The following is a 26,590-nucleotide window of genomic DNA, read 5'->3' on the forward strand; positions in this document are numbered from 1 at the left end:
TTCAGTGCATTTTCGCGTTCTGATTCATCCTCGCGCAGGCTCTCTCCCGCACACTTGCCTCGATATGGCGAGGCGAATCATGAGCAACGTTATTTTCCTGAGAACCAACGGCCGCAGACCGGCGGTCCGATCGCGGCGGCGCGCGAGGCTGAGCAGGTTCGCCAGCCGGATGGCCGCGCTTGTGCTTGCCATCGGTATTGCCGCGGGTTGCCTCTGGTTCGACGGACGAACCATTCAACCGCCCGACGCGATCGTCACGGGCGCGCTACACACGCATTTTGCATTCTGCGCGACACCACCCCACGCCGACTGCGTCATCGATGGCGACACCTTCTACCTCGGTTCCCAGCCGATCCGAATCGCCGATATCGATACGCCGGAGACCTTCCGTCCCGACTGTGCGGCCGAAGCGGAACGCGGAAAGCGCGCAACGATGCGCATGCACGAACTGCTCAATGCCGGACCGATCGAGCTGCGCCTTCAAGCGCGCGACAAGGATCGTTACGGCCGCAGCCTGCGCACCGTGCATCGCGGCGGGCGCTCTCTTGGCCAGCAGCTCGTCAGCGAGGGGCTGGCAAGGCCGTGGGGCGGAGCCCGCCGGTCCTGGTGCGCATGACCGCAACGATCGCTCAGAATTCGAATATCTGGCGGAATATGCCGGGTGCCATCACCGAGATCGGATTGACGGTAAGCTGCGGATCGGCGCTCGGTCCTGCCAGGCGGAAGGTGATGCCGATCAGGCCCCGGTCTCGTCCATTGCCAAGCAGTGCCCCGAACAGCGGGATTTCGGCAAAGAGGCGATTGAGGCCATAGGCAGGCATGAACGTGCCGGTGATCGCCATCTGCCCATTGGGATCGCGAACGGTGCCCTGGAACGTGGTTCCGATCTGCGGGCCGCGCACCACCCCGTCGGAGACGGTAACGGAACCATCGCCGATCCGAATGCGCGCGAAACCGCGTTCGAACTGCGCCGCCTCGGTATTGATCCGCCCTTGCACTGCATCGTTCAGGCTTTGCTCGGCCCCATAGGCGCGGGCCGTCACAATCTGCTGCAACTGGGCTTCGTCGATCACCGAGAAATTGTCCATCGTGACGCGCCCGGCATAGGGCCCCTTGCCCGATCTCGTCAGTTGCAGGTTGATCAGGCCGCCATCGATCCGGCCGTAAAGATCGGCGAAGCGCGCGGCTGCCCCGGCATCGCCACTGTTCAGCTGAAGCTGCGACCCGCCCTCGACCGGATCGATCGAAAGCACCAGCGCCTCGCCGCTGCCCGTCACGCCCTTGACGTCGAGTGAACGGACCTCGCCATTTCGCCCGCTGTAGCTTGCCGTCAGGTTCGAAAGCACTTCACCGTTGAATCCAACCGCCTGCGCGACATTCGCCGTCACATCGATCGCGGCGCCCTCTGACACCCCTTCCCCCGTGGACGATCCGGTCGCACCGGAGCGAATCGATCCGACAATCGAACGCAGATCGATGGTCTCTCCGTCTATCTCGACCCGGTAGCCGTCGCCATCGTTGGTGAGCCTGGCTGAATACTCGTCCGCCTGCGACAGCCTCACACGGTCGAAGCGCGCGCTTGCAAGCCGGCCGTCCACAAGATCCATCGCACCGCTGACCCCGAAGCCGTCGCCGGCAAACTCGAAGGCATCGATACGGATTCCCGTCTCTTCGACCGCCGCGGTGAATGTCGCCTCGGCGGGTATGCCGGCGGCCTTGGTCCAATTCAGCCCAGGGACGGTCAAGGCGCTGGATGTCAGGTCGACGGCGATCTCCATCGGCGCCTTTCCGATCTGGGAAAGGCTGAGATCGGCCACGCCCGACAGCATGCCGCCAAGACCCGGGACAAGCTGAGCGCGCGCCGCATCGTCGAGCTGTGCCGTGATGAGACGTTCGGCTTCGATACCCGCGCCGGCCTGCAAAGGCTGCGTGACCTGCAACGTCATCGGCACGCCGTCGACAGCGGCATCAGCCTGCAGGACGGCGTGGCTTGGCTTGACCGCCAGCGTCCCTGTCATGCCCTCGAGCCTGCGTCCTTCCACCGGCTTTGCAATGTCCACATCGGCCAGATCGAGCTCGGCCGACCATTCCGGAGGCGGCGGGCCCTGTTCGGCGATAAGGCCGAAACGGGCGGATACATCGGCCTTGATTGTCCCTGAGAAGTCTTCCGGTCGATAGCCGATCCGGTCGATCACGTCGATCGGCCGGTACGATATGATCTCGGCCACGGCGTCGGCTGAACCTGCTAGCGACAGTTCAAGATCCGCCATCAGCGGTTTGCGGTCCGTCTCGGCGATGGTGAAGGTCCCGCTCTCGACATCCACGTCCCGGTCGGATGCGAAATATGTCTTGGCCCGGTCGATGGCGACCGTTAGCGCGTTGCCCATGAGGTCGAACCGTCCGTTCGCCTCGCGCAGGGGCGGCAGGTCACCGGCGATACCGACACGCGCCCCCCTAAGATCGAACCCGAAGCGCAGCTGGCTGTCGTCGAGCTGCAGCCGGCCCCTTTGTTCGGCCATGCGGTCCTGCGGAATGAACAGGCGCAGTTCTCCGTTCTCGACATGCCCTCCAAAGAGGTTCGCCAATACCCATTGGCGTGGACGCTTCGCAATCCAGTGCGGCCAGAGTTGCTTCAATCCGCCGGTGCCCATTCGCGCGAACGAAGCGGCCAGGCTGACCTCCGGCGACTTGCCGCCGAAACCGACTCCCGCCGAGGCGAAGATCTGGCCGAACGGACTGGCCAGGGTGATCTCATCCATGACGAGGCGTTGGTGATGCTTGAGGAAGCGCGCGAAGACCTTGCCGTCGAAAGTCAGGGCCGGCTCGGAAGAATCGGTCGGCGCCGATCGTCCCTCGTCAACGAGCAGTTCGATCGCAAACCCCCGCCCCTCGACCGAGTTCAGGTTGGAGATGTCGATGATGCCCCCGGAGAAGGGAAAACGCGACTGTCCCACATGAAGTGTCGAAGGCAGGATTTCGATCTTGTCCTCGTCGGGCAGGTATTCCGCACGCAGCCGGCTTTGCTTCAGCACCGATCGATTACCGCCGAGTGTCGCCACCCCGGGCGCCAGATCAAGCGTCATCGCGATCATCGCCCGGCCCGGCTGTGGCGTGCGATGGGCCGTGAGCGCGATGCTCGCCTCGCTTTCAACCCCGAAGCGGCGGCGGGACTCCAGCTCAGGCGCGTCGGCGGTCACAGCGAAGAAGGGCCGGTTGCCGAGGGCCGTCAGGCCGGCGATCCTGATGTTCAGGTCCTCAAGCGTTTCCAGTTCGCGGTGCGGAGCGGTTTCGCCGTTGACCGTAAGTGTCTGGTCCCCGAATGAAATGGTGCCTTCGATCGTCAGATCGTCCTGCGCTGACAATGCCAGTTCCACCGTCTCGATGCGCAGCGGCCCGCGGCTCCCGTCGGCCCGCTCCGCACCGGCGCCGACCACCGCGCCGTCGGTGAAGCGGATCGCACTCGTGCCGCTGCGGTCGAGCATCCGAAACGCCCGATCTAGCCCCTCGAATGCAAATCGCGATGCTTCCTCGAGCGCATCCACCCGGATACGGCTCCAATCGAGACGGCCGCCATTGCCGATCACCGTCGGATCGAAGGTCGCCCCGTCGATCACGACGGATTCGACATTCAAACGACCATTGAGGACGGGAAGCGGGTCGAGCAGCAGGCGGACTGAACGGGCCGAGGTCAGGAGATCGTCTTCGCCAGGAGCCGATGTGCCGGGCCGCCCACTCCGGCGGAAACGCACGGCATCCGCCTCGATCGCCAGGCGTCCGTCGCGGCCAATCCGGATGCTGGCGCTGTCCACCGTGGCAGTCATGTCGGGCCCGACGGTCGCGGCAAGCACGGCGCGGATGCGATTCGCGAAGAGACCGTCGGCCAGACCGAACTGAACGGCGCTGAATGCAAGGATGACGATCACGAAGGCTGCGCCAACCGTTGCGCCCAGAAAACCAAGCACCCGGCGAAAGCGCGTCCGCTTGGCCCTCACCCCCCGTTGGCGATCGGAAGCCGGACGGTACGGCGCGTCTGCCGAAGGGCTTGCATCGTCCTTCTGGTTCATTCGCTCAACTATCCGCTGGGCCCGGCCGTCCCGCCGCGAGGGCCATTACGCTCACCAATCCGACGCGGAGAGGTGACGCACGCTCACTCCGCAACTTGCCTGCGACAGGTGCGCTCGCGCAAGCCTTCCCCGCGACAAAAGGGGAGAAAGCGCGTGGCGATTGTGCCAAATCACAACTGGACGCAGGCTTTGCGGACCATATATCGCTTACGCGAACCCACTCCTGCATAAAGACGACGAAAGAAAGGCCAGCGATGAGCGATCTGACCGAGGGCGATGCGGCGCCAGGCTTCACCTTGCCGCGCGACGGCGCAGAGACCGTATCCCTTGAAGACCTGAAGGGTCGAAAGGTGGTTCTGTTCTTCTATCCCAAGGACGACACCTCCGGCTGCACGGCAGAAGCCATTGCCTTTACGGGACTGAGATCGGATTTCCAGAAGGCCGGCGCGGATGTCATCGGCATGTCCCCCGATCCGGTGAAAAAGCACGATAAATTCCGCGACAAGCACGGGTTGACAGTGCCGCTTGTCTCCGACGAGGAGAAGTCGACGCTGGAGGCCTATGGCGTCTGGAAGGAAAAGAGCATGTATGGCCGCAAATACATGGGTGTCGAGCGTTCGACCTTTCTGATCGATGAGAACGGGCGGATCGCGCGCGTCTGGCGCAAGGTCAAGGTGCCGGGCCACGCGGAGGACGTGCTTGCGGCCGTCAAGGCGATGTGAGCTGATGGTTGCGGACTTTCGGTTCCATTCGCTGCGCGACGCGGCCGCGACAGCCATCGCCGCCGCCGACCTCATCGAGAAGACCGAGCGTGCACAACAAGGTGCGCGGCGCTGGTTCGCGCGCGAATTGTCGCTGCGCTCCCCGCTCGACGCGACATTGCCCGACAGGCCGGGCCGTCCGGACCGGCCGCTTCTTGTGCCGCCGACCAAGGTCAAGCGGCGCTCACTGGTATCGGATAAAGGTCGCATCGCGCTCCTGCACGCCATCGCCCATATCGAGCTCAACGCGGTCGATCTTGCTCTCGACATTGTCGCCCGCTTCGCAGCCGAGAAGATGCCGCAAAGCTTTTTTGACGGCTGGATGCAGGTTGCCTTCGAGGAGGCGAAGCATTTCAAGCTCATACGCGCACGTCTGAATGCAATGGATGCGGACTATGGGGACTTGCCCGCCCATGACGGTCTGTGGCAGGCGGCCCACGACACGCGCAACGATCTGACCGCCCGCCTCGCAGTCGTGCCATTGATCCTGGAGGCCCGCGGACTCGATGTCACACCCGCGCTTCAGGCGAAGATGCGCGACAGCGGCGACGCAGCGAGCGCCGAGGTTCTCGACATCATCTATGAAGACGAGAAGAAGCACGTGGCGGTCGGCGCGAAATGGTTCCGCTTCCTGTGTCAGCGCCAACGCAAGGATCCCGCTGCCACTTTCCGGACACTGGTGCGGGCCAATTTCCGTGGCCCGCTCAAGGCCCCGTTCAACGACCTCGCCCGCGCCGAGGCCGGCCTGACGCCGTCCTTCTATCGTTCTCTGACCGCCGTCAGCACCTCCTGAGCCGCAAGGCAATGTTAACCTTAACGCGGTCTAATGTGCCATCGATCGCTTCGAGGAACGGCAGAGGCAACCGTGGCGCAATCGCAGCAAGGACGCATTTTCGGCAAGCGGCCCAAGGAACACACGATCATCATCGCTAGCGGCGATCGCGTCCGTCACATGACCGTCCGCCCATGGGCCATGGCGGTGACCGGATGCCTTGCCGCAGTGCTGATGGTGACGTTCGTTGCCGCAGCCGCCTATCTCGTGCTGCGCGACGACCTCATCGGTTCTTCTGTCGCGCGTCAGGCGCGCATGCAACACGCTTACGAGGATCGGATCGCCGCGCTGCGCGCGCAAGTCGACCGCGTGACCAGTCGACAGTTGCTGGACCAGCAATTGATGGAGGAGAAGGTCGACCGCCTGATCGCCCATCAGGACGCGCTGTCCTCGCGCAACGGTCGTCTCGACGCCCTGCTCCGCCGAGCCGAACACGATGTTGCACCGGGCGCGATCGACGCCCCCTTGCCGACACCGCGACCGGGCGTCTCCGCCGAACTTCGTGCCGATACCGCGCTCGATGCCATTTCGCTCGTCACGGGCAGCATCCCGGCAACGCAAGGCGCGGGCGGCAATGGGTCAGACACCGCCTCAGCCTATGCACCGTCCGAGGAACCGAAACACCACCATCCCGACCGCGTCTTCAGCGAAATAGAATCATCGCTCCACGCCATCGAGCAGGAACAGCTCTCGCGTGTCCGCGCTCTCACATCCGATGCCTATGATACTGCCAAGGCTATAGAAGATGTTCTGCACGCTGTCGGTTTGAATGGCCCTGTTTCCGACACTGACGGCGTTGGCGGACCCTTTATCGATGCTCCGGCAAACAGCACGTTCGAGGCGACGCTGGATGATCTGGACGAGGCGCTCACCCGGCTTGATGCCATGCGCAGCCATGCCGCTGCCTTGCCCTTCGCCCATCCGGCACCGGGCCGAAAGATGTCGAGCCGCTTCGGCACGCGGAAGGACCCCTTCCTCGGCCGCACGGCTTTTCACGCCGGCATCGATTTTCGCATCGGGTCTGGCGAAGCCGTCCGCGCTTCGGGCGGCGGCACGGTTGTAAAGGCCGGTCGCAGCGGCGGTTATGGCAACCTCGTCGAAATCGACCACGGAGACGGACTGACGACGCGTTACGCGCACCTTTCCGCGCTTGACGTCTCCAGGGGCCAACTTGTCGCCGCCGGAGAGCGCATCGGCCTTGCCGGCAGCACCGGCCGATCGACCGGCCCGCATTTGCACTACGAGGTGCGCCGCCATGGCAAACCCGTCGACCCGCAGAATTTTCTTGGTGCAGGCATGTCGTTGAAGCCGCTGCTGGCAGCACTCTGAGCGAACCGGCCGCGCCGAGCCCCGCATTTGCGGGCATTTCTTGACATCATCCGCCATTCGCTCTATGTGCCGACGCATTAAAGGCATTTGTGGCGCTGTCAAGCGCGTGCCGCTTTCGTCAGGACGAACGCTGGCGAACCACCCCCGATCAACGATCGACAATGGAAACCAGTTTCCCTTGACCATTTTTTCCGACCTCGGCCTGAGCCAGAAAGTCCTGTCCGCCGTTCAAGATGCGGGCTACACCGAACCGACACCGATCCAGGAAGGCGCCATCCCGCCGGCGCTGGAACGACGTGATGTTCTCGGCATCGCGCAGACCGGCACGGGCAAGACCGCGTCCTTTGTCCTGCCGATGCTGACGCTTCTGGAAAAGGGCCGCGCCAGGGCGCGCATGCCGCGCACATTGATCCTGGAGCCGACCCGCGAACTCGCCGCCCAGGTCGCCGAGAATTTCGAGAAATACGGCAAGAACCACAAGCTCAACGTCGCGCTGCTCATCGGCGGCGTCTCGTTCGAAGAGCAGAACCGCAAGCTTGAGCGCGGCGCGGATGTCCTCATCTGCACGCCCGGTCGCCTGCTCGACCATTTCGAGCGCGGCAAGCTGCTGCTGAGCGGTGTCGAGGTTCTGGTGATCGATGAGGCGGACCGCATGCTCGACATGGGGTTCATCCCCGACATCGAGCGGATCGTGAAGCTGATCCCGTTCACCCGGCAGACCCTCTTCTTCTCCGCGACGATGCCGCCGGAAATTCAGAAGCTCGCCGACAATTTCCTCCAGAACGCGGTTCGCGTGGAGGTATCCACGCGTTCGTCGACAGCCAAGACCGTCACGCAGCAACTGGTGGCGACGGGCGCCAAGGACTACGAAAAGCGTGCCGCGCTGCGCGATCTCGTACGCGATCAGGATGAGTTGAAGAACGCCATCATCTTCTGCAATCGCAAGAAGGACGTCGCCGACCTGTTCCGCTCGCTCGACCGGCATGGGTTTTCGGCCGGTGCGCTTCATGGCGACATGGATCAGCGCTCGCGTATGGCGATGCTGCACAATTTCCGCGAAGGCAACCTCCAACTGCTGGTGGCCTCGGACGTCGCCGCACGCGGCCTCGACATTCCCGATGTCAGTCACGTGTTCAATTTCGACGTGCCGATCCACGCCGAAGATTACGTGCACCGGATCGGCCGCACGGGCCGCGCCGGCCGTTCGGGCAAGGCCTTCACGCTGGTGACCAAGCGCGAGGGCAAATATGTCGACGCGATCGAGAAGCTGATCGACCAGAAGATCGAGTGGCTGAGCGGTGATTTGTCGTCCATCGCACCGGCTGCGCCGGAAGAAGACAAGCCCAAACGTGGCCGCAAACCGCGCGGCGGCAAGGAGAGCGCCCGCGGCGCGCGCAAGGAGCCCGCTGCCGAGGAGGCCTTGACCGAAGTGGTCGCCGCCGTTGAAAGCTCTGCCGCCACGAACGGCTCGGCGAAAGACGGCACATCCGGCGCCGCAGCGAAGCAGAAGGGACCTGTCAGCCCTGCTCCAGCCGAGCCGAAGCCGCGCCGCGCCGCAAATGACGACGCCGGCCGCTCCGAGAACGGGCGGGGCCGCAATTCCGGCTCTCGGCGTGGCAATCGCGATGACGAGGCAACGCCGATCGGATTTGGCGATGATATTCCTGCCTTCATGAAGATCGCCGCGCGGGCCTGATCCCGCCGGTAGCTCCGCCGAAACCGCTGGCGCACTGGCTTTCGTTGCCAGGGCCCAGCGCTCATGCTGGCGATCACCAGCCGAGCGACCTGCCCGTAGGCATGGTCGCCCGGGCTGCGGGCAATCTCTCCTATACCAGTTCGACGTCCACCACGCCGGGGGCCGCTTTCATCGCGGAGGCGACCTGCGGCGAGAGCCTGTAGCGGTCGGGCAGTTCGACCTCGATTTCCCGCTTGCCGTCTTCCTTGATGACGACGAATGAAACGAGCCCCTCGCCTCTTGCGTTGAGCTGTCCGGCGATCGCCCGCAGCGGCCCGCTGTCACGCACATAGACCCGAAGAGCAGTCTGCATCTGGACCGAACGCTCTTCGAGCGACTGGACGGTCTGGATGCGCAGGCCGATGCCCTCCGGTCTTTCCTCCGCACTGACGACGATCACCAGGGACTGGCCCGGTTCGAGCAGATCCCGGTATTGCGCCAGGGCCTCGGAGAACAGGACGGCTTCGAACTGGCCCGAAGCATCGGAAAACATCACGATGCCCATCCTGTTCCCGGTCCGCGTCTTGCGCTCCTGTCGTCCAGTCACCGTACCGGCCAGTCGGCCGGCCGTTGCCCCCTTCTTAACCGCAATCGCGAAGTCGGCATAGGTCTGCACCCGAAGCTTGGCGAGGACGTCGGAATAATTGTCGAGCGGATGCGCCGAGAGATAAAAGCCCAGCACCTGATACTCGCGGTGAAGCATCTCGGCTGGCAGCCATGGTTCGCATTCGGGGAAATGGATGCGCTCGGGCCCTGTCGCCGCCCCCGCGCCGAACATGTCCCCCTGGCCAGAAATACGCGTTTCCGCCGCCCGTTGGGCAAAGCCGACCATCCGGTCGATCCCGGCGACGAGCTTTGCGCGGTCGAAGCCGAAACAATCCAGCGCCCCGGCCGCGATGAGATGTTCCAGCGTGCGGCGATTGATGATCTTAGGGTCGATCCTCAGGCAGAAATCCTCGATCGAAGCGAATGGCCGGTCGCCGCGCACCGCGACGATGTGATCGACAGCCCCTTCGCCCACGCCCTTGATCGCGGCCAGCGAATAGTAGATGCGGTTTTCGCCGGTCTCGAATAGCCGGAAGGATGTCTGAACCGATGGCGGCACGATCTCGATGCCGAGCCGCCGCGCATCCTGGCGGAAGTCGTTGATCTTGTCCGTGTTCGCCATGTCGTAGGTCATCGACGCGGCGAGGAACTCGACCGGATAGTGCGCCTTCAGGTAGGCGGTCTGGTAAGAGACGATCCCGTAGGCGGCCGCATGCGACTTGTTGAAGCCGTAATTGGCGAACTTCGCCAGGAGGTCGAAGATCATGTCGGCCTGCGGCTTGGAAACGCCGCGTTCCACGGCGCCGGAGACGAAGCGCTCGCGCTGCTTGTCCATCTCCTCCTTGATCTTCTTGCCCATAGCGCGGCGCAACAGGTCGGCTTCGCCGAGCGAATAGCCGGCCAGCACCTGCGCGATCTGCATCACCTGTTCCTGGTAGACGATGACGCCCTGGGTTTCGGAAAGGATATGGTCGATCTTGGGGTGGATCGAGGCGACTTCTTCCTCGCCGTGCTTGCGGGCGTTGTAGACCGGAATGTTCTCCATCGGCCCCGGCCGATAGAGCGCGACAAGCGCGATGATGTCCTCGATGCGGTCAGGCTTCATGCCGATCAGCGCCTTGCGCATCCCGGCCGATTCCACCTGAAACACACCGACCGTCTCGCCGCGCGACATCATCTCGTAGGTCGGGCGGTCATCGAGCGGCAGGGCGGCAAGATCGATCGCGACCCCGCGCTTGGTGACGAAATCGACTGCCGTCTTGAGTACCGTCAGCGTTTTGAGGCCCAGGAAGTCGAACTTCACCAGCCCGGCCTGCTCCACCCACTTCATGTTGAACTGGGTGACGGGCATGTCCGAACGCGGGTCGCGGTACATCGGCACCAGCTTGGCCAGCGGGCGATCGCCGATAACGATGCCGGCCGCATGGGTCGAGGCGTGGCGGTAGAGCCCTTCGAGCTTCTGCGCGATATCGAGCAGCTTGGCGACCACCGGCTCGGCCTCCGCCGCTTCACGCAGCCGCGGCTCTTCCTCGATGGCCTTCGATAGCGGCGTCGGATTGGCGGGATTGTTGGGCACCAGCTTGCAGATCTTGTCGACCTGCCCGTAAGGCATCTCAAGCACACGCCCGACGTCGCGCAGCGCCGCGCGTGCCTGGAGCGATCCGAAGGTGATGATCTGGCCGACCTGTTCGCGCCCGTATTTGCCCTGAACGTAGCGGATCACCTCCTCGCGCCGATCCTGGCAGAAATCGATGTCGAAGTCCGGCATGGAAACGCGCGCCGGATTGAGGAAGCGCTCGAAAAGCAGCGAAAAGCGCAGCGGGTCGACATCCGTGATCGTCAATGCATAGGCAACGAGCGAGCCAGCGCCCGATCCGCGGCCGGGCCCGACGGGGATGGTCTGCGTCTTGGCCCATTTGATGAAGTCCGCGACGATCAGGAAGTAGCCGGGAAACTTCATGTTCTCGATGATGTCGAGCTCCAGCTTCAGCCGGTCGCGGTAATCCGCCTCGTCAAATCCGGGCGCAAGGCCGAGACGGTCGATGCGATCGGCAAGTCCATCTTCCGCCTGACGGCGCAACTCTGCGCTTTCGGCAAGGTTGTCGGCGTCCGCGTCGTCCGTCGCCCCCGTGAAACGAGGCAGGATCGGCTTGACGGTCGAGAGAAGATGCGAGCACCGCAGCGCGATCTCGATCGTGTTCTCCAGCGCCTCAGGCAGATCCGCGAAAAGCGCCGCCATCTCGTCCTGGCTGCGCAGGCAATGGCTTTCGCTCAGCCTGAAACGGTTGTCGTCGGAGACCATCGCATTATGCGCGACCGCCATCAGCGCGTCATGCGCCTCGAAATCGCTGGGCTTGAGGAAAAACGCCTCATTGGTCGCAACGATCGGCAACGCATGCGCATAGGCGAGCGCCAGCATCTTTTCTTCGCGCTTGCGATCATGGTTTTTCGGTCGTTGCAGCTCGACGTAGAGCCTGTCGCCGAAAAGATCCTTGAGCCGCGAAAGAGCCGCCTCCGCCCGCGGCCCGTCGCCGTCAGAGAGCGCCCTGTCGACTGGCCCGGTCGCCGCGCCCGTCAGCGCGATCAGCCCGTCCGTTCCCCCTTCGCCGAGCCAGGACTGGCGGATATGCGGCGGTTCGGCCCCGGTACCCTCCAGATAGGCGCGGCTGACGAGGTCGACTAGCCGTGCATAGCCTTCGTCGCTGGCCGCGATCAGCACGATCGATGGCAGTCGGGGCGCCACCTCGCGCGCATTGCGTTTCTCGCCGGTCGCGCCGTCCTCCATGTCGATGTCGAGCTGGCAGCCGATGATCGGCTGGACGCCGGCTTCCTGTGCCTTGACCGAGAACTCGAGCGCGCCGAACAGATTGTTCGTATCGGCAACGCAGACCGCCGGCTGCTTGTCCGCCACCGTCTGGGCAATGATCTTCTTGATCGGCAGCGCGCCTTCGAGCAGCGAATAGGAGGAATGCACCCGCAGATGGATGAACTTCAGCGCGTCATGCGCCTGCGCGGTTTCGCTGCCGGTTGCATCCATTGTCCTGAGCGCCCTTCATTTCCGATCCGGCGATCCGGGAAGAATCGCCAGCCGGATTGTCGGAGGCAAGGCACGCCAAGTCCAGAAGCCTCGGCCCGGGCAATAGTCATCTTTGCACTTGTCCACCGCCCTCCACAGGGTCTGTGAATCAAAGCGCCATTGCCATGACCGAAAAACTCGCAACGAACATGGAGATCGATGTGAAAGCCAGGATATCGCGAAGGATGTGCGTCATGGGTCAACTCCGTTTTCCGTTATGACCCATTTATGTTCTGGTTTTGTTCTATTGTAAAGTGCCGATCGCTCAAGCGCGTCGACCGCTCGCGGCCGTAGTGAACAAAACATGAATATTCGTCCGACCTAAGGGCGCCGCCGGCCGTCGGTGGCCCCGCGCAACGCCGCTTCATGCGCCTCGACCAGCCAGACGCGACGTGCCTCCGGATCATCGAGGGCGCAATCGGGAACGCTCCAGTACGGCATTTTGACCGGCTTCGACTTCCCCTGATATTGCCATTGCGTGGCGCCCGCTGCGGCGAAGCGGGGTCCACTGTCGGCATCGGCTTTCAGGAGAAGCTCGCCGCCAAGTTCGATCGCGATGATCCGCCCTTCGAAATAGATTCCCTTTCCACCGAACATGCGGCGGATGGAGACCGGTCCGAGCGGCAGGAAGAAATCCTCGATATCGATAATGTCCATCGAAACTACCGGTCACATGCCGATGCCGGCGAGCGGCCGGCATCAGGCTTTCAGAACACCGCCGGCCGCGCGTACGGCCTCCGGCGTATCGACATCCCGCGCCGCCGCTTCACCGATGTCAACGTCGATGATCGGATAAGCGCCGCTTTCGACGATCTGGCGGGCGCCGACATCGCCTTCCAGAGTGAGGATGGCGGGGAAGGCGGCGCGCGGGAGGATCACGGGGTTCCCGCGCTTGCCTCCGGTCACGGCGCGCACCACGGCCCGTCCGCCCCCCTCTCGAAAGGCCTCCGCCATCAATCGCAGATGCTCGGGTTTGATCGCAGGCATGTCGGCCAATAGCACAAGGGCGCCATCCGTGCGGTCTTTGAGCGCCCTGATGCCGGCCTGGAGCGACGATGCCATGCCGTCGGCAAAATCGGGATTGAATACTTCGCTGCAGTCCAGTCCTGCCAGGGCCTCGTAGATCTCGGCGCGGCGGTGGCCGGTCACCACGCTGACGGGCGTCGCCTCCATCTCCAGCGCGGCCATTGCCGCGCGCCGGACAAGCGGGATGCCATCGAACTCCGCGAGCAGCTTGTGCGGACCACCCTCGCCCATGCGGCGCGCGCGCCCCGCCGCCATCAGGATGGTCTCGATCCGGATCGGCCTGTCGGTCTTGCCGTGGCCGCTGCGCGGTTGTGGCCGCGTCGGAATTTCCATCAACAACCCACCGACGCCCATGCCGGTGATGTCCTCCCCCGTCACCGCCTCGCCTGCAAGAATGCGCGCCAGAACCCAGTCGAATCCGTTCTCCTTCGGACTGCGGGCGCAACCAGGCGCGCCGATGACGGGCACGCCACCGAGCTCGCCGAGGACCAGGAGATTGCCGGGGTCGACCGGCATGCCGACGGCCTCGACCGTTCCCCCCGCGCGTAGGATCGCGGCCGGTATCACGTCCTGTGCATCGGCGACCGCCGAGGCACCGAATACGATCAGCATGTCGCACCGCGACTTCAGCGCAAGAAGCGCATCGGCCACGGCGGCGGGGTCATGGGCCACGCGCGTTTCGCCGATCACTTCGCTCCCCGACTGGTCGAGCCGCACCTGGAGCAGATCGCGGGTCTTGTCCATCACGCTCGGCTTCAGCGAAGCCAGTTTGGTGGCGACGAGACCAACGCGGCGTGGTGCGAAGGGCTTGACTTCCAGGAGGCCGGGTCGCGCGATCGCCATCGTCGCTTCAGCCAGGGCAGCCCCTGAAACGGCCAACGGAATGATTTTTATGGTCGCGACCATGTCGCCCTCGCGGACCTGGACGCGATCCCTCAGGCAGGCAAAGGTGATGGCCGGATCGATCCGGTTGAGCGCATCGACCCCGTCCTTGTCGACGCGAAAAAGCCCGTTGTGAGCAGCATGGATGTTCACGCGCCCTGTCGCCGCCTCGCCGATGGTTACGCCAGCGCCGGCCAGCGCATCGCCAAGCCTTGCCGCCGCGACATCCTCGGTCTCGTCGCCGGGGTCGAGGACGAGCGCGATGACGCTCTTGATCCCGGCCGTGCGCAGGGCTTCGCCATCACGCGCCGTCAGGACGCGTCCCTTCTTGAACCGCTCACCGCCCACGCTGAGGCTGTGAGCCAGGATGGCGCCGTCGCACTGTTCCGCCGCGATCTCTCCGAACCGCATGGCGTCAGGCCGCCATCTCGCCGAGGTTTTGCGTAAGTGTTCTCTTACGCAAGGCGGCGATGATTTCGGCGAGGACGGCAACGGCGATTTCCGCCGGACTGGCCGCGCCGATGTCGAGACCGATCGGTGCCGCGATGCGGTCGATGGCCGCGTCGCCGACGCCGGCCTCACGCAGCCGGTCGATGCGCCGGGCGTGCGTCTTGCGGCTGCCGAGCGCACCGACATAAAAGCAGTTTGCCGTCAGCGCTGCCTGAAGCGCATGGTCGTCGATCTTCGGATCGTGCGTCACGGCGGCGACGGCCGTGAACATGTCGAGAGGCTGTGTGCGCAGCGCGTCTTCCGGCCAGTCCGCGACAAGCCGCGTCCCTTCGAAGCGCTCGGCCGTCGCGAAGGCCGTGCGCGGATCGATGATGGTGACGTCGAAGCCGGCGAGCCGCGCCATCGGGGCCAGGGTCTGGCTGATATGCACGGCGCCGATCACGACCAACCGGGCCGGCGGGACATGCACATTGAGAAAATAGGTCTTGTCCGCAGCCTCCACGAGGCCCGATTTGCCGCTGAGCAATGCAGCCGCGATCGCCTCGCGCAAAGACGGATCGGCGCATTCAGCTTCGTTGACGATGTGCGCGTCGCCACTGGCGATATCCGTGATCAGGATCGCGGGACGTCTTGCGCCGCGCGCTTCGTTCAAGGCAAAAATCAGCCGGCGATCCATCAGTCGATCCTTTCCACGTAGACGCGAATGCGCCCGCCGCAGGACAGGCCGACCTGCCATGCCGTTTCGTCCGCGACACCGAATTCCAGCATGCGCGGCTTGCCGCTGTCGATGACGTCGGCCGCCTCTGCGATCACCGCGCCCTCCACGCACCCGCCGGAAACCGAGCCCTCGAAATTCCCGTCTCCGTCGATCACGAGATGGCTGCCGACCGGTCGCGGCGCCGACCCCCAGGTTTCCATCACGGTCGCCAGTGCGACCTGACGTCCGGCCTCGAGCCAGCCTTGTGCAATGGCCAGCGGATCGCCGGCATCGATGGCAGTGCCGTTGCTCATGATCTCTCCTTTCACGCTGCCCTCCCCCCGCTCAGATAGCGGCGCGGGTCGCTGTCGCGCGACCTTCCCGCAGAAAGCGACTCGGCCAGCCCCTCGATTGCCTCCAGATTGTGAACGGCGCGGAATTCGTCGACATGCGGCAGCATCGCCTGCACGCCCCGCGCCCTGGCCTCGAATCCGTCGAAACGCAGCAGCGGATTGAGCCAGATGAGCCGCCTGCACGAACGATGCAGCCGGTCCATCTCGAATTCCAGATCGTCGCCGCCATCTCGCTCCAGGCCATCGGTGATCAGGAGCACGATGGCGCCTTGTCCCAGCACCCGCCGGCTCCAGTTGCGGTTGAATGCGGCAAGCGTCGAGGCGATCCGCGTTCCGCCCTGCCAGTCACGAACGGCGGCGGTGCACTCGTCCAGCGCTTCGTCGGGGTCCCGATGTCGCATCTGGCGCGTCACATTGGTCAGCCGCGTGCCGAAAAGGAAGGTATGGACGCGCCGGCGACGCTCCGTCAGCACATGGAGGAAGTGCAGGAAGATGCGCGTGTACTGGCTCATGGAGCCGGAAATGTCGGCCAGAACCACGAGCGGCGGATGAATTTCCCTGCGTGTGCGAAAGGCCGGCAGGATCAGTTGTCCGCCTGTGCGCATGGCGCCACGCATCGTGGCACGCGGGTCGACCCGGCCGGTGCGGTGCGTCGGACGGAACCGGCGGGTCTTCACCCGGTCGACCGGCAGGACGAGCGATGCGAGTGCCTTCTTGGCCGCAGCGATCTCGCTGGCCGTCATCTGCGCGAAATCCGTCGTGCGCAGGACTTCGTTGCCGGAAGATGACAACCGCGCGTCCACCTCTATCTCCGGCTTTTCCTCAGGCGGCCGGGATTTCTCGTGTCCCTCGAACAGCGCCTGGCTCACCCGCGTTTCACCGGCCTTCAGCTTCTCCCGGTGCTGCTGATCGAGCGCAACCGGCGAAAACATGGCGATCATCTTCTCGACGAGATCCCGCGATCGCCAGAACAGGCGGAACGCCTCGTCGAAGATCGCATGATCTTCGCGCCGATTGACGAGGACGCAGTGCAAGGTCCAGTAGAATTCCTCGCGCGAGCCGATGCCTGACACCTTCACCGCCTCGATCGCATCGGTCACCGCGGCCGGCCCGACGCGCATCCCCGCCTTTCGCAAGGTGCGCGCAAAGAAGACGATGTTGTCGGCCAGGCGGCCCGTGTCGTTCGTCGTTTCCATGCTCACGTGATCGTCGTTCGCGCCACTGATCGCCTGGCGCTCCTATTCCGCCGCGGCGAGATCTGCCTTCACCGCATCGAGCAGCTTGCGGCCCTCGCCCGAGCCGATGCGGGCAATGTCTTCCTGGTACTTTAACAACGTCCCGAGCGTATCCGAAACGGTCTGCGGGTCGAGCGCCATGCGGTCGAGTTCGGTCAGCGCGCTCGCCCAGTCGATCGTCTCCGCCACGCCAGGGTTCTTGAACAGGTCGATGGTCCTCAGCCTCTGCACATAGGCGACGACCTCGCGCGAAAGGTCGGCGTTGCAGCCGGGCACCTTGCGCCGAACGATCTCCAGTTCACGCTCTGCCTGCGGATAGTCGACCCAGTGGTAAAGGCATCGCCGCTTGAGCGCGTCGTGGATCTCGCGCGTCCGGTTCGTCGTGATGATCACGATCGGCGGTTCTTCGGCTTTGATCGTCCCGATCTCCGGGATGGTGACCTGGAAATCCGACAGAACTTCCAGAAGAAAAGCCTCGAAGGCCTCGTCCGTGCGGTCGAGTTCGTCGATCAGGAAGACCGGGGCCCTGCCCGCCTCGCTCTCCAGCGCCTGCAACACCGGGCGGCGGATCAGGTAGCGGTCGGAGAAAATGCCCTTCTCGATCAATCCCCGTTCGGTGCCGCCGGTCGCTTCGGCCATCCGGATTTCCAGCATCTGGGCCGGATAATTCCATTCATAGACCGCCGAGGCGACATCCAGCCCCTCATAGCATTGCAGCCGGATCAGCGGACGGTCCAGCCCCTTGGCCAGCACCTTGGCGATCTCGGTCTTGCCGACGCCGGCCTCGCCCTCCAGAAAGAGCGGCCTGTGCATTCTCAAGGACAGGAACACCACCGTCGCCAGATCCCTGCCGGCGACATAGTCGTTGTCGTTCAGCAGCGTCAGTGTTTCGTCGATCGATTGCGGCAGTGCTTGAGCCATTGCAACTCCTTCGTGGCCGGCCGTTCAGAGTGCCTGATAGTGCCGGTCGAGATAGATGAGCGCCGGTCGATGCTCGCCAAGCCTCAGGCCGACAACCTGCCCGAAAATGATGGTGTGCGTCGACATGGGCTTTAGTTCCACCACCCGGCAGTCGAAGACCGCACGCGCGTCGCTGAGCGTCGGCGCGCCCGTCGTGATCGTATCCCACGAACCGACATCGAAGCGCTCCTTTTCGCTGAGACCGGTCAGGCCCGAAAAGGCGTCGGCCAGGGTGCGATGCGTGTCAGCCAGGGTATTGATGGCGAAATAGCCGCTCTCGAAGAACGGGTCGTTCTTTGGATTGGTCCGATTGACGCACACGAGCACCGTCGGCGGATCATCCGAAACGGAACAGCTTGCCGTCGCCGTCATCCCCCGGCGCACACCGTTCCATTCGGTCGTCACGACCTGGACATGGCCGGCATAGCGGCTCATGGCCTCGCGATACTCCTGCGGCGCGATCGATTGTCTGTGCAGCAAGCAACACCTCTTTCAAAGCCGTCGGATCGCAGCTCCGATCCGCAATAGATAAGGTTTCAAAGCACGTTTGAAAGCCGGTTGTTTGCGCTTTCTTGTCCATCCGGTCAACGCGTCGGGCCTGCCTGGCAGCTCCGCCACGGCGCGCGGATGGTTCGGCGCCCGCTCATGGTTCCATTTCGCAACGTCCCGCATTAGAAGGGAGAGGAGAGCAAAATCAGGGACATCATGAGATCACGAACCGGCCAGAAGCTGACGGCAGCCGCCCTGATGTGGCCCTTGATGACCGGAGCTGCCGGCGCTGAGGACAGCCTTCGTCTGGGCCTCGTCGCACCCGATGATGGCACGCTGTCGATCTTCGGCGAACAGGCAGCGACGGCGCTGGAAGCCTTCGCCGAAAGCCGCACCGACCTGACGGTCGAGGTGGTCCCCGCCCCCGAACCCTGCGATGACGAGGGAGCGGGCGAGGCCGCATCCTCGCTGATCGAAGCCGGCGTCGATGCCGTCGTCGGTCTCTTCTGTGTCGAGACCATCGATGCCGCCATGCCGATGCTTGCCGAATCGGCCATACCGGCCATTACGGTGAGCGTTCGCGCCGGCATCGTGATGGAGGATGCGCTGAGCCGGGGCTGGCCACTCTTCCGCCTCGCCCCATCTGCCGAGGCCGAGGCACGCCGCATCGCCGCCATCATCGCCGAGCGCTGGGCCGACGAGCCCTTCGCGCTGATCGAGGACGGCACGATCTACGGCCGTGATCTGGCGGAGACCGTTCGGCTGGAACTGGAGGAGATGGGCATAACGCCAAGCTTCATCGACAACTATCGCCCGGCCGAGGAGATGCAGTTCGGACTCGTCCGGCGGCTGGCGAGCGCCGGCGTCAGTCATGTCTTCGTCGGCGGCGACCGCTCCGATGTCGCGGTCATGGCGCGCGATGCCGCTGCTGCCGACCTTGGTCTGACCTTCATGGGCGGCGACGCCATGCGGGCCGCCGATGGTGTGGTTCCCCTTCCCGACGGCGTCTACGCCGTAACGGCGCAGCGCCCGCGAGACCTGGACGCGCAGCAGGAGGCGATTGCGGCGATTGAGACCGTCCTGGATGAACGGGGCAGCGAAGACGTTCGTCCGACCGACGGCTATCATCTCCCGCTTTTCGCCGCCGCCGAGATCCTGGCTGAGGCCAAAAAGGACGCGACATCGATGCAGATGGACGAAGCGTTGCGCAGCCGGACGTTCAAGACCGCGATTGGCGACATCGCGTTCGGACGCGACCAGGCGATTGACGGCGACACGTACCGCCTCACGGTTTCGCGTAACGGATCGCTGCGCCCCGTTTCACCCGCCGATACCGAGACGCGCCAGGATTGACGGCGATGAGACGGGGACCGCGCAATCTGATAACCGACGTCGCAGGCCTGCGTGTCGGTAACGCCGAGGACCACCGGCTGAAATCGGGCGTGACGGCCCTCCTCTGCGACCAGCCCGCGACCGCGGCCGTCGAGGTGCTGGGCGGCGCACCCGGCACCCGCGAAACCGATCTCCTGGCCCCGCACAATACTGTTCAGCACGTCGACGCCATTGTCCTATCGGGCGGATCGGGCTTCGGCCTCGACGCCGCTTCGGGCGTCCAGGCCCGTCTGCGTGAAGAGGGTCGTGGTTTTCCCGTCGGCCCGCACCGCATTCCCATCGTTCCCGCGGCGATCCTGTTCGACCTGATGAATGGCGGCGACAAGGACTGGGGACGCTATCCGCCCTATCGCGAGCTCGGATACGCAGCGGCGGCAAAGAGTGCCGCCACCTTCGATCTCGGCACTGCCGGCGCCGGCACGGGCGCAACGACAGCGGGCCTGAAGGGTGGCCTCGGCTCGGCATCCACGGTTCTCGCCAATGGCCCCACCATCGGCGCCCTCGTCGCCGTCAACGCCCTCGGAGCGACGACGTTCGGCGAGAAAGGGCATTTCTGGGCAGCGCCCTTCGAAAAGCAGGATGAGTTCGGCGGTCTCGGCTATCCCTCCGCCATGCCGGCCGACCCCGATCAGGTCAGGCTGAAGATGCGCGACCGCGCCCGCCCCGGCGCCAACACCACGATCGCGGTCATTGCGACGGACGCCGAGCTGACCAAGGCGGAGGCAAAGCGACTGGCGATCTCTGCCCATGACGGCTTCGCCCGCGCGATCTGGCCAGCGCACACCGCCATGGATGGTGATCTGGTTTTCGCGCTGGCAACGGGAACAGGATCGCGGCCGGTCGCCGACGATTTTATCGACCTGTGCGCCGCGGCAGCCGCGACCATGGCCCGCGCGATCGCACGCGGCGTTTACCAAGCCGAGGCCGCGGCGCAGGATGGCGTGCCGACCTGGCGGGCGCGGTTCGGTTCACCGAAGGCTTGATGCCGGCAAACGGCGTTGTCGCGCGACGCCCGCGGTGCTATCGGCTGCACCACCAGAGCTCCAAGGATCAGCCATGCCAGCCACCCGCCCCCTTTGCATCGCCCCCTCCATTCTTGCCGCCGACTACGCAAGGCTCGGCCAGGAAGTGCGCGACGTGGTCGAGGCAGGCGCTGACTGGATCCACCTTGATGTCATGGACGGGCATTTCGTCCCCAACATTTCCTATGGCCCGGACGTCATCAAGGCGCTGCGGCCGCACACCGACGCCATTTTTGACTGCCATTTGATGATCGCCCCGTGTGATCCCTACCTGAAAGCCTTCGCCAAGGCCGGGTGCGACATCATCACCGTCCACGCCGAGGCCGGGCCGCATCTTCACCGTTCGCTTCAGGCAATCCGGGCGCTTGGCAAGAAGGCCGGTGTCTCGCTCAATCCAGGCACACCGGAATCGGTCGTCGAGTATGTCCTCGATCAACTGGACCTGATCCTCGTCATGAGCGTCAATCCCGGATTCGGTGGCCAGAAGTTCATCCCCGCGGTCATCGAGAAGTGCCGCCGGCTGAAGGCGATGATCGGGGATCGTCCGATCGATCTCGAAGTCGACGGCGGCGTGACGGCCGAAACCGCGCCCCTCGTCGCCGAAGCGGGCGCCAATGCACTCGTCGCCGGCTCGGCCGTCTTCAAGGGCGGCACGGTTGAGAGCTACCGCAGCAATATCGACGCGATCCGCAGGGCTGCCGCGGGTGCCCGCGCATGATGGCCGCGTGAATGCGATGCGGCGCCTTGGCGATCGCGCCTGGCAGTCGCTGCCGCGCGGGCGCGACCAGCTGTTTGCCCCGCTCTGGGGCATCGCCATGGCGCTGTCGCTGGCATTGTCCCTGCAACTGCGCGTCGAGGGCCTGACGAGCCACCGGCCGGCACTGCTCCTGCTCTATTTCTGCGGCGGCGCATTCGCCTGGCCCCCGGCTATTTTCCTCATGCGGTTTCTCGGTACCGCGCGCCGTTTCGAAGTTCGGTTCGCCGCAGCGTTCCTATGCCTCTCTGTCCTCACGATCGGTGTGACAGCCGGTCTCTTCGCGATCGTCTACCGCAATTTCTATGCGGAATGGCACGGCGATCCGTTCACGGTTCTGTGGTTCTTCCAGCTTGCCTTCACCTCGGCCTCGGCGATCTACCAGTTCGCCGTCATCGGCCTCGGCCATCTGCTGCCGCTCGGCTTCGTCTTTCTGGTCGCGGCAAGTTGCTGGCAATCGGCCCGGATGGCCGAATCGCCGGCGTTGCGTTGAGATTCATCGAGCGATGCTCTAAAGCGCAGCACATCCCGCAACTGATCCTGCAAAAGGCCCGCCGATGATCCCGCGTTACTCCCGCCCCGAAATGGTCGATATCTGGTCGCCGGAACAGAAGTTCCGCATCTGGTTCGAGATCGAGGCGCATGCCTGCGACGCGATGGCGGAACTCGGCGTTATTCCGAAGGAAGCCGCCGCGACCATCTGGGAAAAGGGCGGCAATGCCACGTTCGATGTCGACCGCATCGACGAAATCGAGGCCGTTACCAAGCACGACGTCATCGCCTTCCTGACCCATCTGGCGGAAATCGTCGGCCCCGACGCGCGCTTCGTCCATCAGGGCATGACGTCCTCGGACGTGCTGGACACCTGCTTCAACGTCCAGCTCGTCAAGGCGAGCGACCTTCTCCTGGCCGACATGGACGCGCTTCTTGCTGCGTTGAAGCGCCGCGCGATGGAGCACAAGGATACCGTCACGATCGGCCGCTCGCATGGCATTCACGCCGAGCCGACGACATTCGGCGTGAAGCTGGCCCTCGCCTATGCCGAGTTCGAACGCTGCCGGGCCCGCCTCGTCGCAGCCCGCGAGGAAATCGCCACCTGCGCGATTTCAGGCGCTGTCGGCACTTTCGCCAACATCGATCCGCGTGTCGAGGAACATGTCGCCAGCGCCATGGGGCTCAAGCCCGAGCCTGTCTCCACGCAGGTCATCCCGCGTGATCGCCACGCGATGTACTTCGCAACGCTTGGCGTCATCGCCTCGTCGATCGAACGCCTGGCGATCGAAATCCGCCACCTCCAGCGCACCGAGGTTCTCGAGGCGGAGGAATACTTCTCCCCGGGCCAGAAAGGCTCGTCGGCCATGCCGCACAAGCGCAATCCGGTGCTGACCGAAAACCTGACGGGACTTGCCCGCATGGTGCGCGCCTATGCGCTTCCGGCCATGGAGAACGTGGCGCTTTGGCACGAACGGGACATCTCGCACTCATCCGTCGAGCGCATGATCGGCCCTGACGCGACAGTCACCCTCGATTTCGCGCTGGCCCGCCTCACCGGCGTCGTCGACAAGCTGGTCGTCTATCCGCAGACCATGCAGAAGAACCTCGACAAGTTCCGCGGCCTTGTTCATTCCCAGCGTGTTCTGCTCGCGCTCACCCAGGCCGGCGCGTCGCGCGAAGACGCCTATCGGCTGGTTCAGCGCAATGCCATGAAGGTCTGGGAGGAGGGCAAGGATTTTCTCACCGAACTTCTGGCCGACAAGGAAGTCCGCGACGCGTTGGGCGAAGACGAACTGCGCGAGAAATTCGATCTCGGCTATCACACCAAGCACGTGGACACGATCTTCCGGCGCGTCTTCGGCTGAGCCACGTGGTACAGGTTGCGCCGCGCCGGCCACATCGCTAAATGACGCCCCCATGAAAGCGTCCGAAACCGATATCCTGATCGTCCCCGGCTACACCAACTCCGGCCCCGATCACTGGCAAACCAGGTGGCAGAACAAGCTCAGCACGGCCCGCCGCGTCGAGCAGGCCGCCTGGTCGAAGCCGGAACGGGAGGATTGGACGCAGAAGATGGCCGAGGCGGTCAACACCGCGACCCGCCCGATCGTCGTGGTTGCTCATTCGCTGGGCGTTGCCACCACCGTTCAGGCCCTGCCACTCTTCAGGAAGAAGATTGCCGGCGCCTTCTTCGTCGCGCCGCCCGACGTTGCCAATGAAGCGGTTCGGCCGCGTCATCTGATGACGTTCGGCCCGTATGATCGCGACCCGCTGCCGTTCCCGTCCATCGTCGTCGCCAGCCGCAATGATCCCTTTTGCGCCTATGACGTCGCCGAAGATGTCGCTGCCGCCTGGGGTTCGCTGCTGGTCGACGCCGGGGACGCCGGCCACATCAACGCCGAATCCGGCCATGGACCATGGCCGGAAGGCCTGCTCGTCTTTGCCCGCTTCATGGGCCGCTTGACGGCGCCGTCCTGACCACCGGTCTTCAGTATCCGCCGCCAGCGCTCCTCCCGGCATCGCCGCCTCGCGCCGCGGCAAGACCAGCTGCCGTGCCGGCATTGAGGAACGCGACGTCGTTGGTGATGGCCATCAGCTGATACCCCATCGCCGCATAAGTGCCGGCTCGTGCCGGGTCGAAGACAAAGATGCCGGACGGCTTGCCCTTTTCACGGGCTTTTGCGGCAACTTCTTCGAGCGCCGGCTGCAAGTCGTTGAGATGCGGATCGACGTCGCCGCCGCCCGACCAGGAGATGGAAAAGTCCGACGGCCCGACAAACACACCGTCGATGCCCTTGACGTCGAGAATATCCGCCAGCACGGAAAGCGCCGCTCTCGTCTCGATCATCGCAAAGGCAAGCGTCCGGTCATTCGCCGAGCGCATATAGGCCTTCGCGTCCCCCTCGCCATGGATCTGGAGCGCACGGAAAGGTCCCCAGGAGCGCTCGCCCAGCGGCGGATACTTCATCGCCGCGGCAAACCTTTTGGCATCCTCGCGCGAATTGATCATCGGCGCGATGACGGCCTCCGCGCCAAAATCGAGCGCCCTGCTCGCCATGTCGTTGCGCCCCACCGGAATGCGCACCACAGCGCCCTTGCCGGCCATCGCCACAGGCTGCAGACAGTCGTGAACACTGGCCTCGTCGTGCGCGCCGTGTTGCATGTCGAGCGTCACCGCATCGAAGCCGCTGCGCGCCAGGCTGTCGACCACCGGCAGCGATGCCATGGACGACCATGCGGTCATCAGCGTTTCCCCGCTGCGCAGCCGCTCGGCAAGTTTCATCATGAATATTTCCTCTCCCGCACGGGCGCCGACGCGGGCGCGTCGACGCCGACCAGCGTGCGTCCGATCAGTTGTTCTGAACCTGATCGATCGCTTCGGCCATCTTTTCCACCATGACCTTGCGCAGTTCCTCGTCGGAAATCGCAACCCCGGCGGCGTCGAGATCGCGCCGGACCTTGCGGAAAACGTCCTCGTCGCCGGCTTCCTCGAAATCGGATTTCACGACCTCGCGCGCATAATCATCGGCCTCGCCGCCGACCTTCCCAAGATGCTCTGCTGCCCAAAGGCCGAGCAGCTTGTTGCGGCGCGCCTCCGCGCGAAAGCGCAGATCCTGGTCGCGGGCGAATTTGTTCTCGAATGCCTTCTGGCGGTCGTCCATGCTGGCTGCCATGCGTCATCTCCCTTTCGGATTCGCCGGGACTATGCGGGGAATTTGCGGCGAAGAAAAGCGGCGTCGTCCCGCCAGCTTGCCGCACCGCTGCGCCAACGCCGGCAAAAGATCGGTGCGGCGTCCCGAGCGGCCAATTGTGTCTTGCGGCCAGATCGGATAAGCACTCGCCACGAACAAGCACGCAAAATCCGGCAGGGCCGCTCTGACGCACCCGTCGCCTTCCCCTAGCCGGCAACCACAGAGTTAAGAAACGTCATGAACCGTCGTCGCCGCATCTATGAGGGCAAGGCCAAGATTCTCTATGAAGGGCCCGAGCCCGGCACATTGATCCAGTTCTTCAAGGACGACGCCACGGCTTTCAACAAGAAAAAGCACGACGTCATCGACGGCAAGGGTGTGCTCAACAACCGGATTTCCGAGTACGTCTTCACACACTTGAACCGCATCGGCATCCCCACCCACTTCATCCGCCGGCTCAACATGCGCGAGCAGCTGATCAAGGAAGTCGAGATCATCCCGCTGGAGGTAGTCGTCCGAAACGTCGCCGCCGGTTCGCTCGCCAAGCGCCTTGGCATAGAGGAAGGCACCGTCCTGCCGCGCTCGATCATCGAGTTCTATTACAAGGCCGACCAGCTCGACGATCCGATGGTGTCCGAGGAACACATCACCGCCTTCGGCTGGGCGAGCCCGCAGGAGATCGACGACATCATGGCGCTCGCCATCCGCGTCAACGATTTCCTCACCGGCCTCTTCCTCGGTGTCGGCATTCAGCTCGTCGATTTCAAGATCGAATGCGGCCGCCTGTTCGAGGGCGACATGATGCGCATCATCGTCGCCGACGAGATCTCGCCGGATTCCTGCCGCCTGTGGGACATCGCGACCAACGACAAGATGGACAAGGACCGCTTTCGCCGTGACCTCGGCGGCCTCGTCGAGGCCTATCAGGAAGTGGCCCGCCGGCTCGGTATCATGAATGAGAACGAGCCGCCGCGCGGCACCGGCCCGGTCCTCGTCAAGTAGAACAAAGGGTCTTTCCATTGATCAAGGCACGCGTCACCGTCACGCTCAAGAATGGCGTTCTCGACCCGCAGGGAAAAGCGATCGAGGGCGCGCTCGGCGCTCTCGGCTTCAACGGCGTCGGCCATGTCCGTCAGGGCAAGGTGTTCGACGTGGAGTTGCAGACCGACGACCGCACGGAAGCCGAATCGCAGATCAATGCGATGTGCGAACAACTTCTCGCCAACACTGTCATTGAGGACTATGCCGTCGAGATCGCGTGATCGTTGTGTCGCGCGCCGCCAATGCGGGGTGCACTTCCA

At 64.2% G+C, this 26,590-nt stretch carries 24 protein-coding genes; 13 read left to right on the top strand and 11 right to left on the bottom strand.

Annotated features, from left to right (window positions below; genetic code table 11):
* Positions 1-79 precede the first annotated feature (79 nt).
* Positions 80-616: a thermonuclease family protein gene (locus CN673_RS12255; protein ID WP_245409888.1), complete on the top strand. Its 537-nt coding sequence runs from the start codon at positions 80-82 to the stop codon at positions 614-616.
* A gap of 13 nt (positions 617-629) precedes the next feature.
* On the opposite strand, the gene CN673_RS12260 is transcribed toward CN673_RS12255, so the two are convergent.
* Positions 630-4,064 carry a YhdP family protein gene (locus CN673_RS12260; protein WP_114149043.1) on the bottom strand — a complete coding sequence of 1,145 codons (3,435 nt, stop codon included), beginning with the start codon at positions 4,062-4,064 and terminating at the stop codon, positions 630-632.
* A 254-nt stretch (positions 4,065-4,318) separates the two neighbouring features.
* On the opposite strand from CN673_RS12260, the gene bcp reads away from it, so the two are divergent.
* The 4 genes from bcp (at position 4,319) to CN673_RS12280 (ending at position 8,682) form a co-directional block, all read left to right on the top strand.
* Positions 4,319-4,786 (top strand): thioredoxin-dependent thiol peroxidase, encoded by a 468-nt coding sequence (gene bcp / locus CN673_RS12265; protein ID WP_099866582.1) that lies wholly within the window; start codon positions 4,319-4,321, stop codon positions 4,784-4,786.
* Positions 4,787-4,790: 4 nt separating this feature from the next.
* Positions 4,791-5,618: a ferritin-like domain-containing protein gene (locus tag CN673_RS12270; protein WP_099866584.1), complete on the top strand. Its 828-nt coding sequence runs from the start codon at positions 4,791-4,793 to the stop codon at positions 5,616-5,618.
* A gap of 72 nt (positions 5,619-5,690) precedes the next feature.
* Positions 5,691-6,986, top strand: coding sequence for a peptidoglycan DD-metalloendopeptidase family protein (locus CN673_RS12275; RefSeq protein WP_370853038.1), 1,296 nt, complete (start codon positions 5,691-5,693; stop codon positions 6,984-6,986).
* Positions 6,987-7,164: 178 nt separating this feature from the next.
* On the top strand, positions 7,165-8,682 hold the full coding sequence (locus tag CN673_RS12280; protein ID WP_099866587.1) for a DEAD/DEAH box helicase: 1,518 nt from the start codon (positions 7,165-7,167) through the stop codon (positions 8,680-8,682).
* A 130-nt stretch (positions 8,683-8,812) separates the two neighbouring features.
* On the opposite strand, the gene dnaE is transcribed toward CN673_RS12280, so the two are convergent.
* From dnaE to CN673_RS12320, 8 genes are all read right to left on the bottom strand, one after another.
* Entirely contained in the window at positions 8,813-12,304 is a 3,492-nt protein-coding gene (gene dnaE / locus CN673_RS12285) for a DNA polymerase III subunit alpha (protein ID WP_099866589.1), read from the bottom strand.
* Between the two features lie 360 nt (positions 12,305-12,664).
* The gene (locus tag CN673_RS12290) at positions 12,665-13,000 is read right to left on the bottom strand and encodes a TfoX/Sxy family protein (protein WP_099866591.1); all 336 of its coding nucleotides are present in this window, start codon (positions 12,998-13,000) and stop codon (positions 12,665-12,667) included.
* A gap of 42 nt (positions 13,001-13,042) precedes the next feature.
* Complete coding sequence (locus CN673_RS12295) at positions 13,043-14,662, bottom strand: NTP transferase domain-containing protein (protein ID WP_099866593.1); 1,620 nt, start codon at positions 14,660-14,662, stop codon at positions 13,043-13,045.
* 4 nt (positions 14,663-14,666) lie between these two features.
* Positions 14,667-15,377: an XdhC family protein gene (locus CN673_RS12300; protein ID WP_099866595.1), complete on the bottom strand. Its 711-nt coding sequence runs from the start codon at positions 15,375-15,377 to the stop codon at positions 14,667-14,669.
* On the bottom strand, positions 15,377-15,712 hold the full coding sequence (locus CN673_RS12305; RefSeq protein ID WP_099866597.1) for an XdhC family protein: 336 nt from the start codon (positions 15,710-15,712) through the stop codon (positions 15,377-15,379). Before CN673_RS12305 ends, CN673_RS12300 begins: the two co-directional genes overlap by 1 nt.
* Positions 15,713-15,723: 11 nt before the next feature.
* Positions 15,724-16,947, bottom strand: a complete 1,224-nt coding sequence (locus tag CN673_RS12310; RefSeq protein WP_099866599.1) for a vWA domain-containing protein — start codon at positions 16,945-16,947, stop codon at positions 15,724-15,726.
* Between the two features lie 42 nt (positions 16,948-16,989).
* A complete protein-coding gene (locus tag CN673_RS12315) occupies positions 16,990-17,907 on the bottom strand; it encodes an AAA family ATPase (protein ID WP_099866601.1) in 918 nt (305 codons plus the stop codon).
* Between the two features lie 24 nt (positions 17,908-17,931).
* Positions 17,932-18,426: a flavin reductase family protein gene (locus tag CN673_RS12320; protein ID WP_099866603.1), complete on the bottom strand. Its 495-nt coding sequence runs from the start codon at positions 18,424-18,426 to the stop codon at positions 17,932-17,934.
* A 225-nt stretch (positions 18,427-18,651) separates the two neighbouring features.
* Here CN673_RS12320 and CN673_RS12325 point away from each other — a divergent pair, with 225 nt between their 5' ends.
* The 6 genes from CN673_RS12325 to CN673_RS12350 all read left to right on the top strand — a co-directional run bounded on the left by CN673_RS12325 (position 18,652) and on the right by CN673_RS12350 (position 24,075).
* Positions 18,652-19,788 (top strand): ABC transporter substrate-binding protein, encoded by a 1,137-nt coding sequence (locus CN673_RS12325; RefSeq protein WP_099866605.1) that lies wholly within the window; start codon positions 18,652-18,654, stop codon positions 19,786-19,788.
* A 5-nt stretch (positions 19,789-19,793) separates the two neighbouring features.
* Positions 19,794-20,810, top strand: a complete 1,017-nt coding sequence (locus CN673_RS12330) for a P1 family peptidase (RefSeq protein ID WP_099866607.1) — start codon at positions 19,794-19,796, stop codon at positions 20,808-20,810.
* 73 nt (positions 20,811-20,883) lie between these two features.
* A complete protein-coding gene (gene rpe, locus CN673_RS12335; protein WP_099866609.1) occupies positions 20,884-21,567 on the top strand; it encodes a ribulose-phosphate 3-epimerase in 684 nt (227 codons plus the stop codon).
* Positions 21,554-22,096, top strand: coding sequence for a hypothetical protein (locus CN673_RS12340; RefSeq protein ID WP_245409889.1), 543 nt, complete (start codon positions 21,554-21,556; stop codon positions 22,094-22,096). Before rpe ends, CN673_RS12340 begins: the two co-directional genes overlap by 14 nt.
* 64 nt (positions 22,097-22,160) lie before the next feature.
* Positions 22,161-23,462: an adenylosuccinate lyase gene (gene purB / locus CN673_RS12345; RefSeq protein ID WP_099866611.1), complete on the top strand. Its 1,302-nt coding sequence runs from the start codon at positions 22,161-22,163 to the stop codon at positions 23,460-23,462.
* Positions 23,463-23,514: 52 nt separating this feature from the next.
* Positions 23,515-24,075: an RBBP9/YdeN family alpha/beta hydrolase gene (locus CN673_RS12350; RefSeq protein ID WP_099866613.1), complete on the top strand. Its 561-nt coding sequence runs from the start codon at positions 23,515-23,517 to the stop codon at positions 24,073-24,075.
* Positions 24,076-24,085: 10 nt separating this feature from the next.
* Here the strand turns inward: CN673_RS12350 and CN673_RS12355 are convergent, their stop codons facing one another.
* Together CN673_RS12355 and CN673_RS12360 are read right to left on the bottom strand one after the other, a co-directional pair.
* Positions 24,086-24,880: an HpcH/HpaI aldolase family protein gene (locus CN673_RS12355; protein ID WP_099866615.1), complete on the bottom strand. Its 795-nt coding sequence runs from the start codon at positions 24,878-24,880 to the stop codon at positions 24,086-24,088.
* A gap of 67 nt (positions 24,881-24,947) precedes the next feature.
* Complete coding sequence (locus tag CN673_RS12360; protein ID WP_245409890.1) at positions 24,948-25,271, bottom strand: DUF1476 domain-containing protein; 324 nt, start codon at positions 25,269-25,271, stop codon at positions 24,948-24,950.
* A gap of 255 nt (positions 25,272-25,526) precedes the next feature.
* On the opposite strand from CN673_RS12360, the gene purC reads away from it, so the two are divergent.
* Positions 25,527-26,291, top strand: a complete 765-nt coding sequence (gene purC / locus CN673_RS12365; RefSeq protein WP_099866617.1) for a phosphoribosylaminoimidazolesuccinocarboxamide synthase — start codon at positions 25,527-25,529, stop codon at positions 26,289-26,291.
* Positions 26,292-26,308: 17 nt separating this feature from the next.
* A complete protein-coding gene (gene purS, locus CN673_RS12370; protein WP_099866618.1) occupies positions 26,309-26,551 on the top strand; it encodes a phosphoribosylformylglycinamidine synthase subunit PurS in 243 nt (80 codons plus the stop codon).
* The last annotated feature ends 39 nt before the right edge of the window (positions 26,552-26,590 follow it).

It is taken from the genome of Neopararhizobium haloflavum (genome assembly GCF_002750855.1).
In the GTDB taxonomy this organism is placed as follows: domain Bacteria; phylum Pseudomonadota; class Alphaproteobacteria; order Rhizobiales; family Rhizobiaceae; genus Georhizobium; species Georhizobium haloflavum.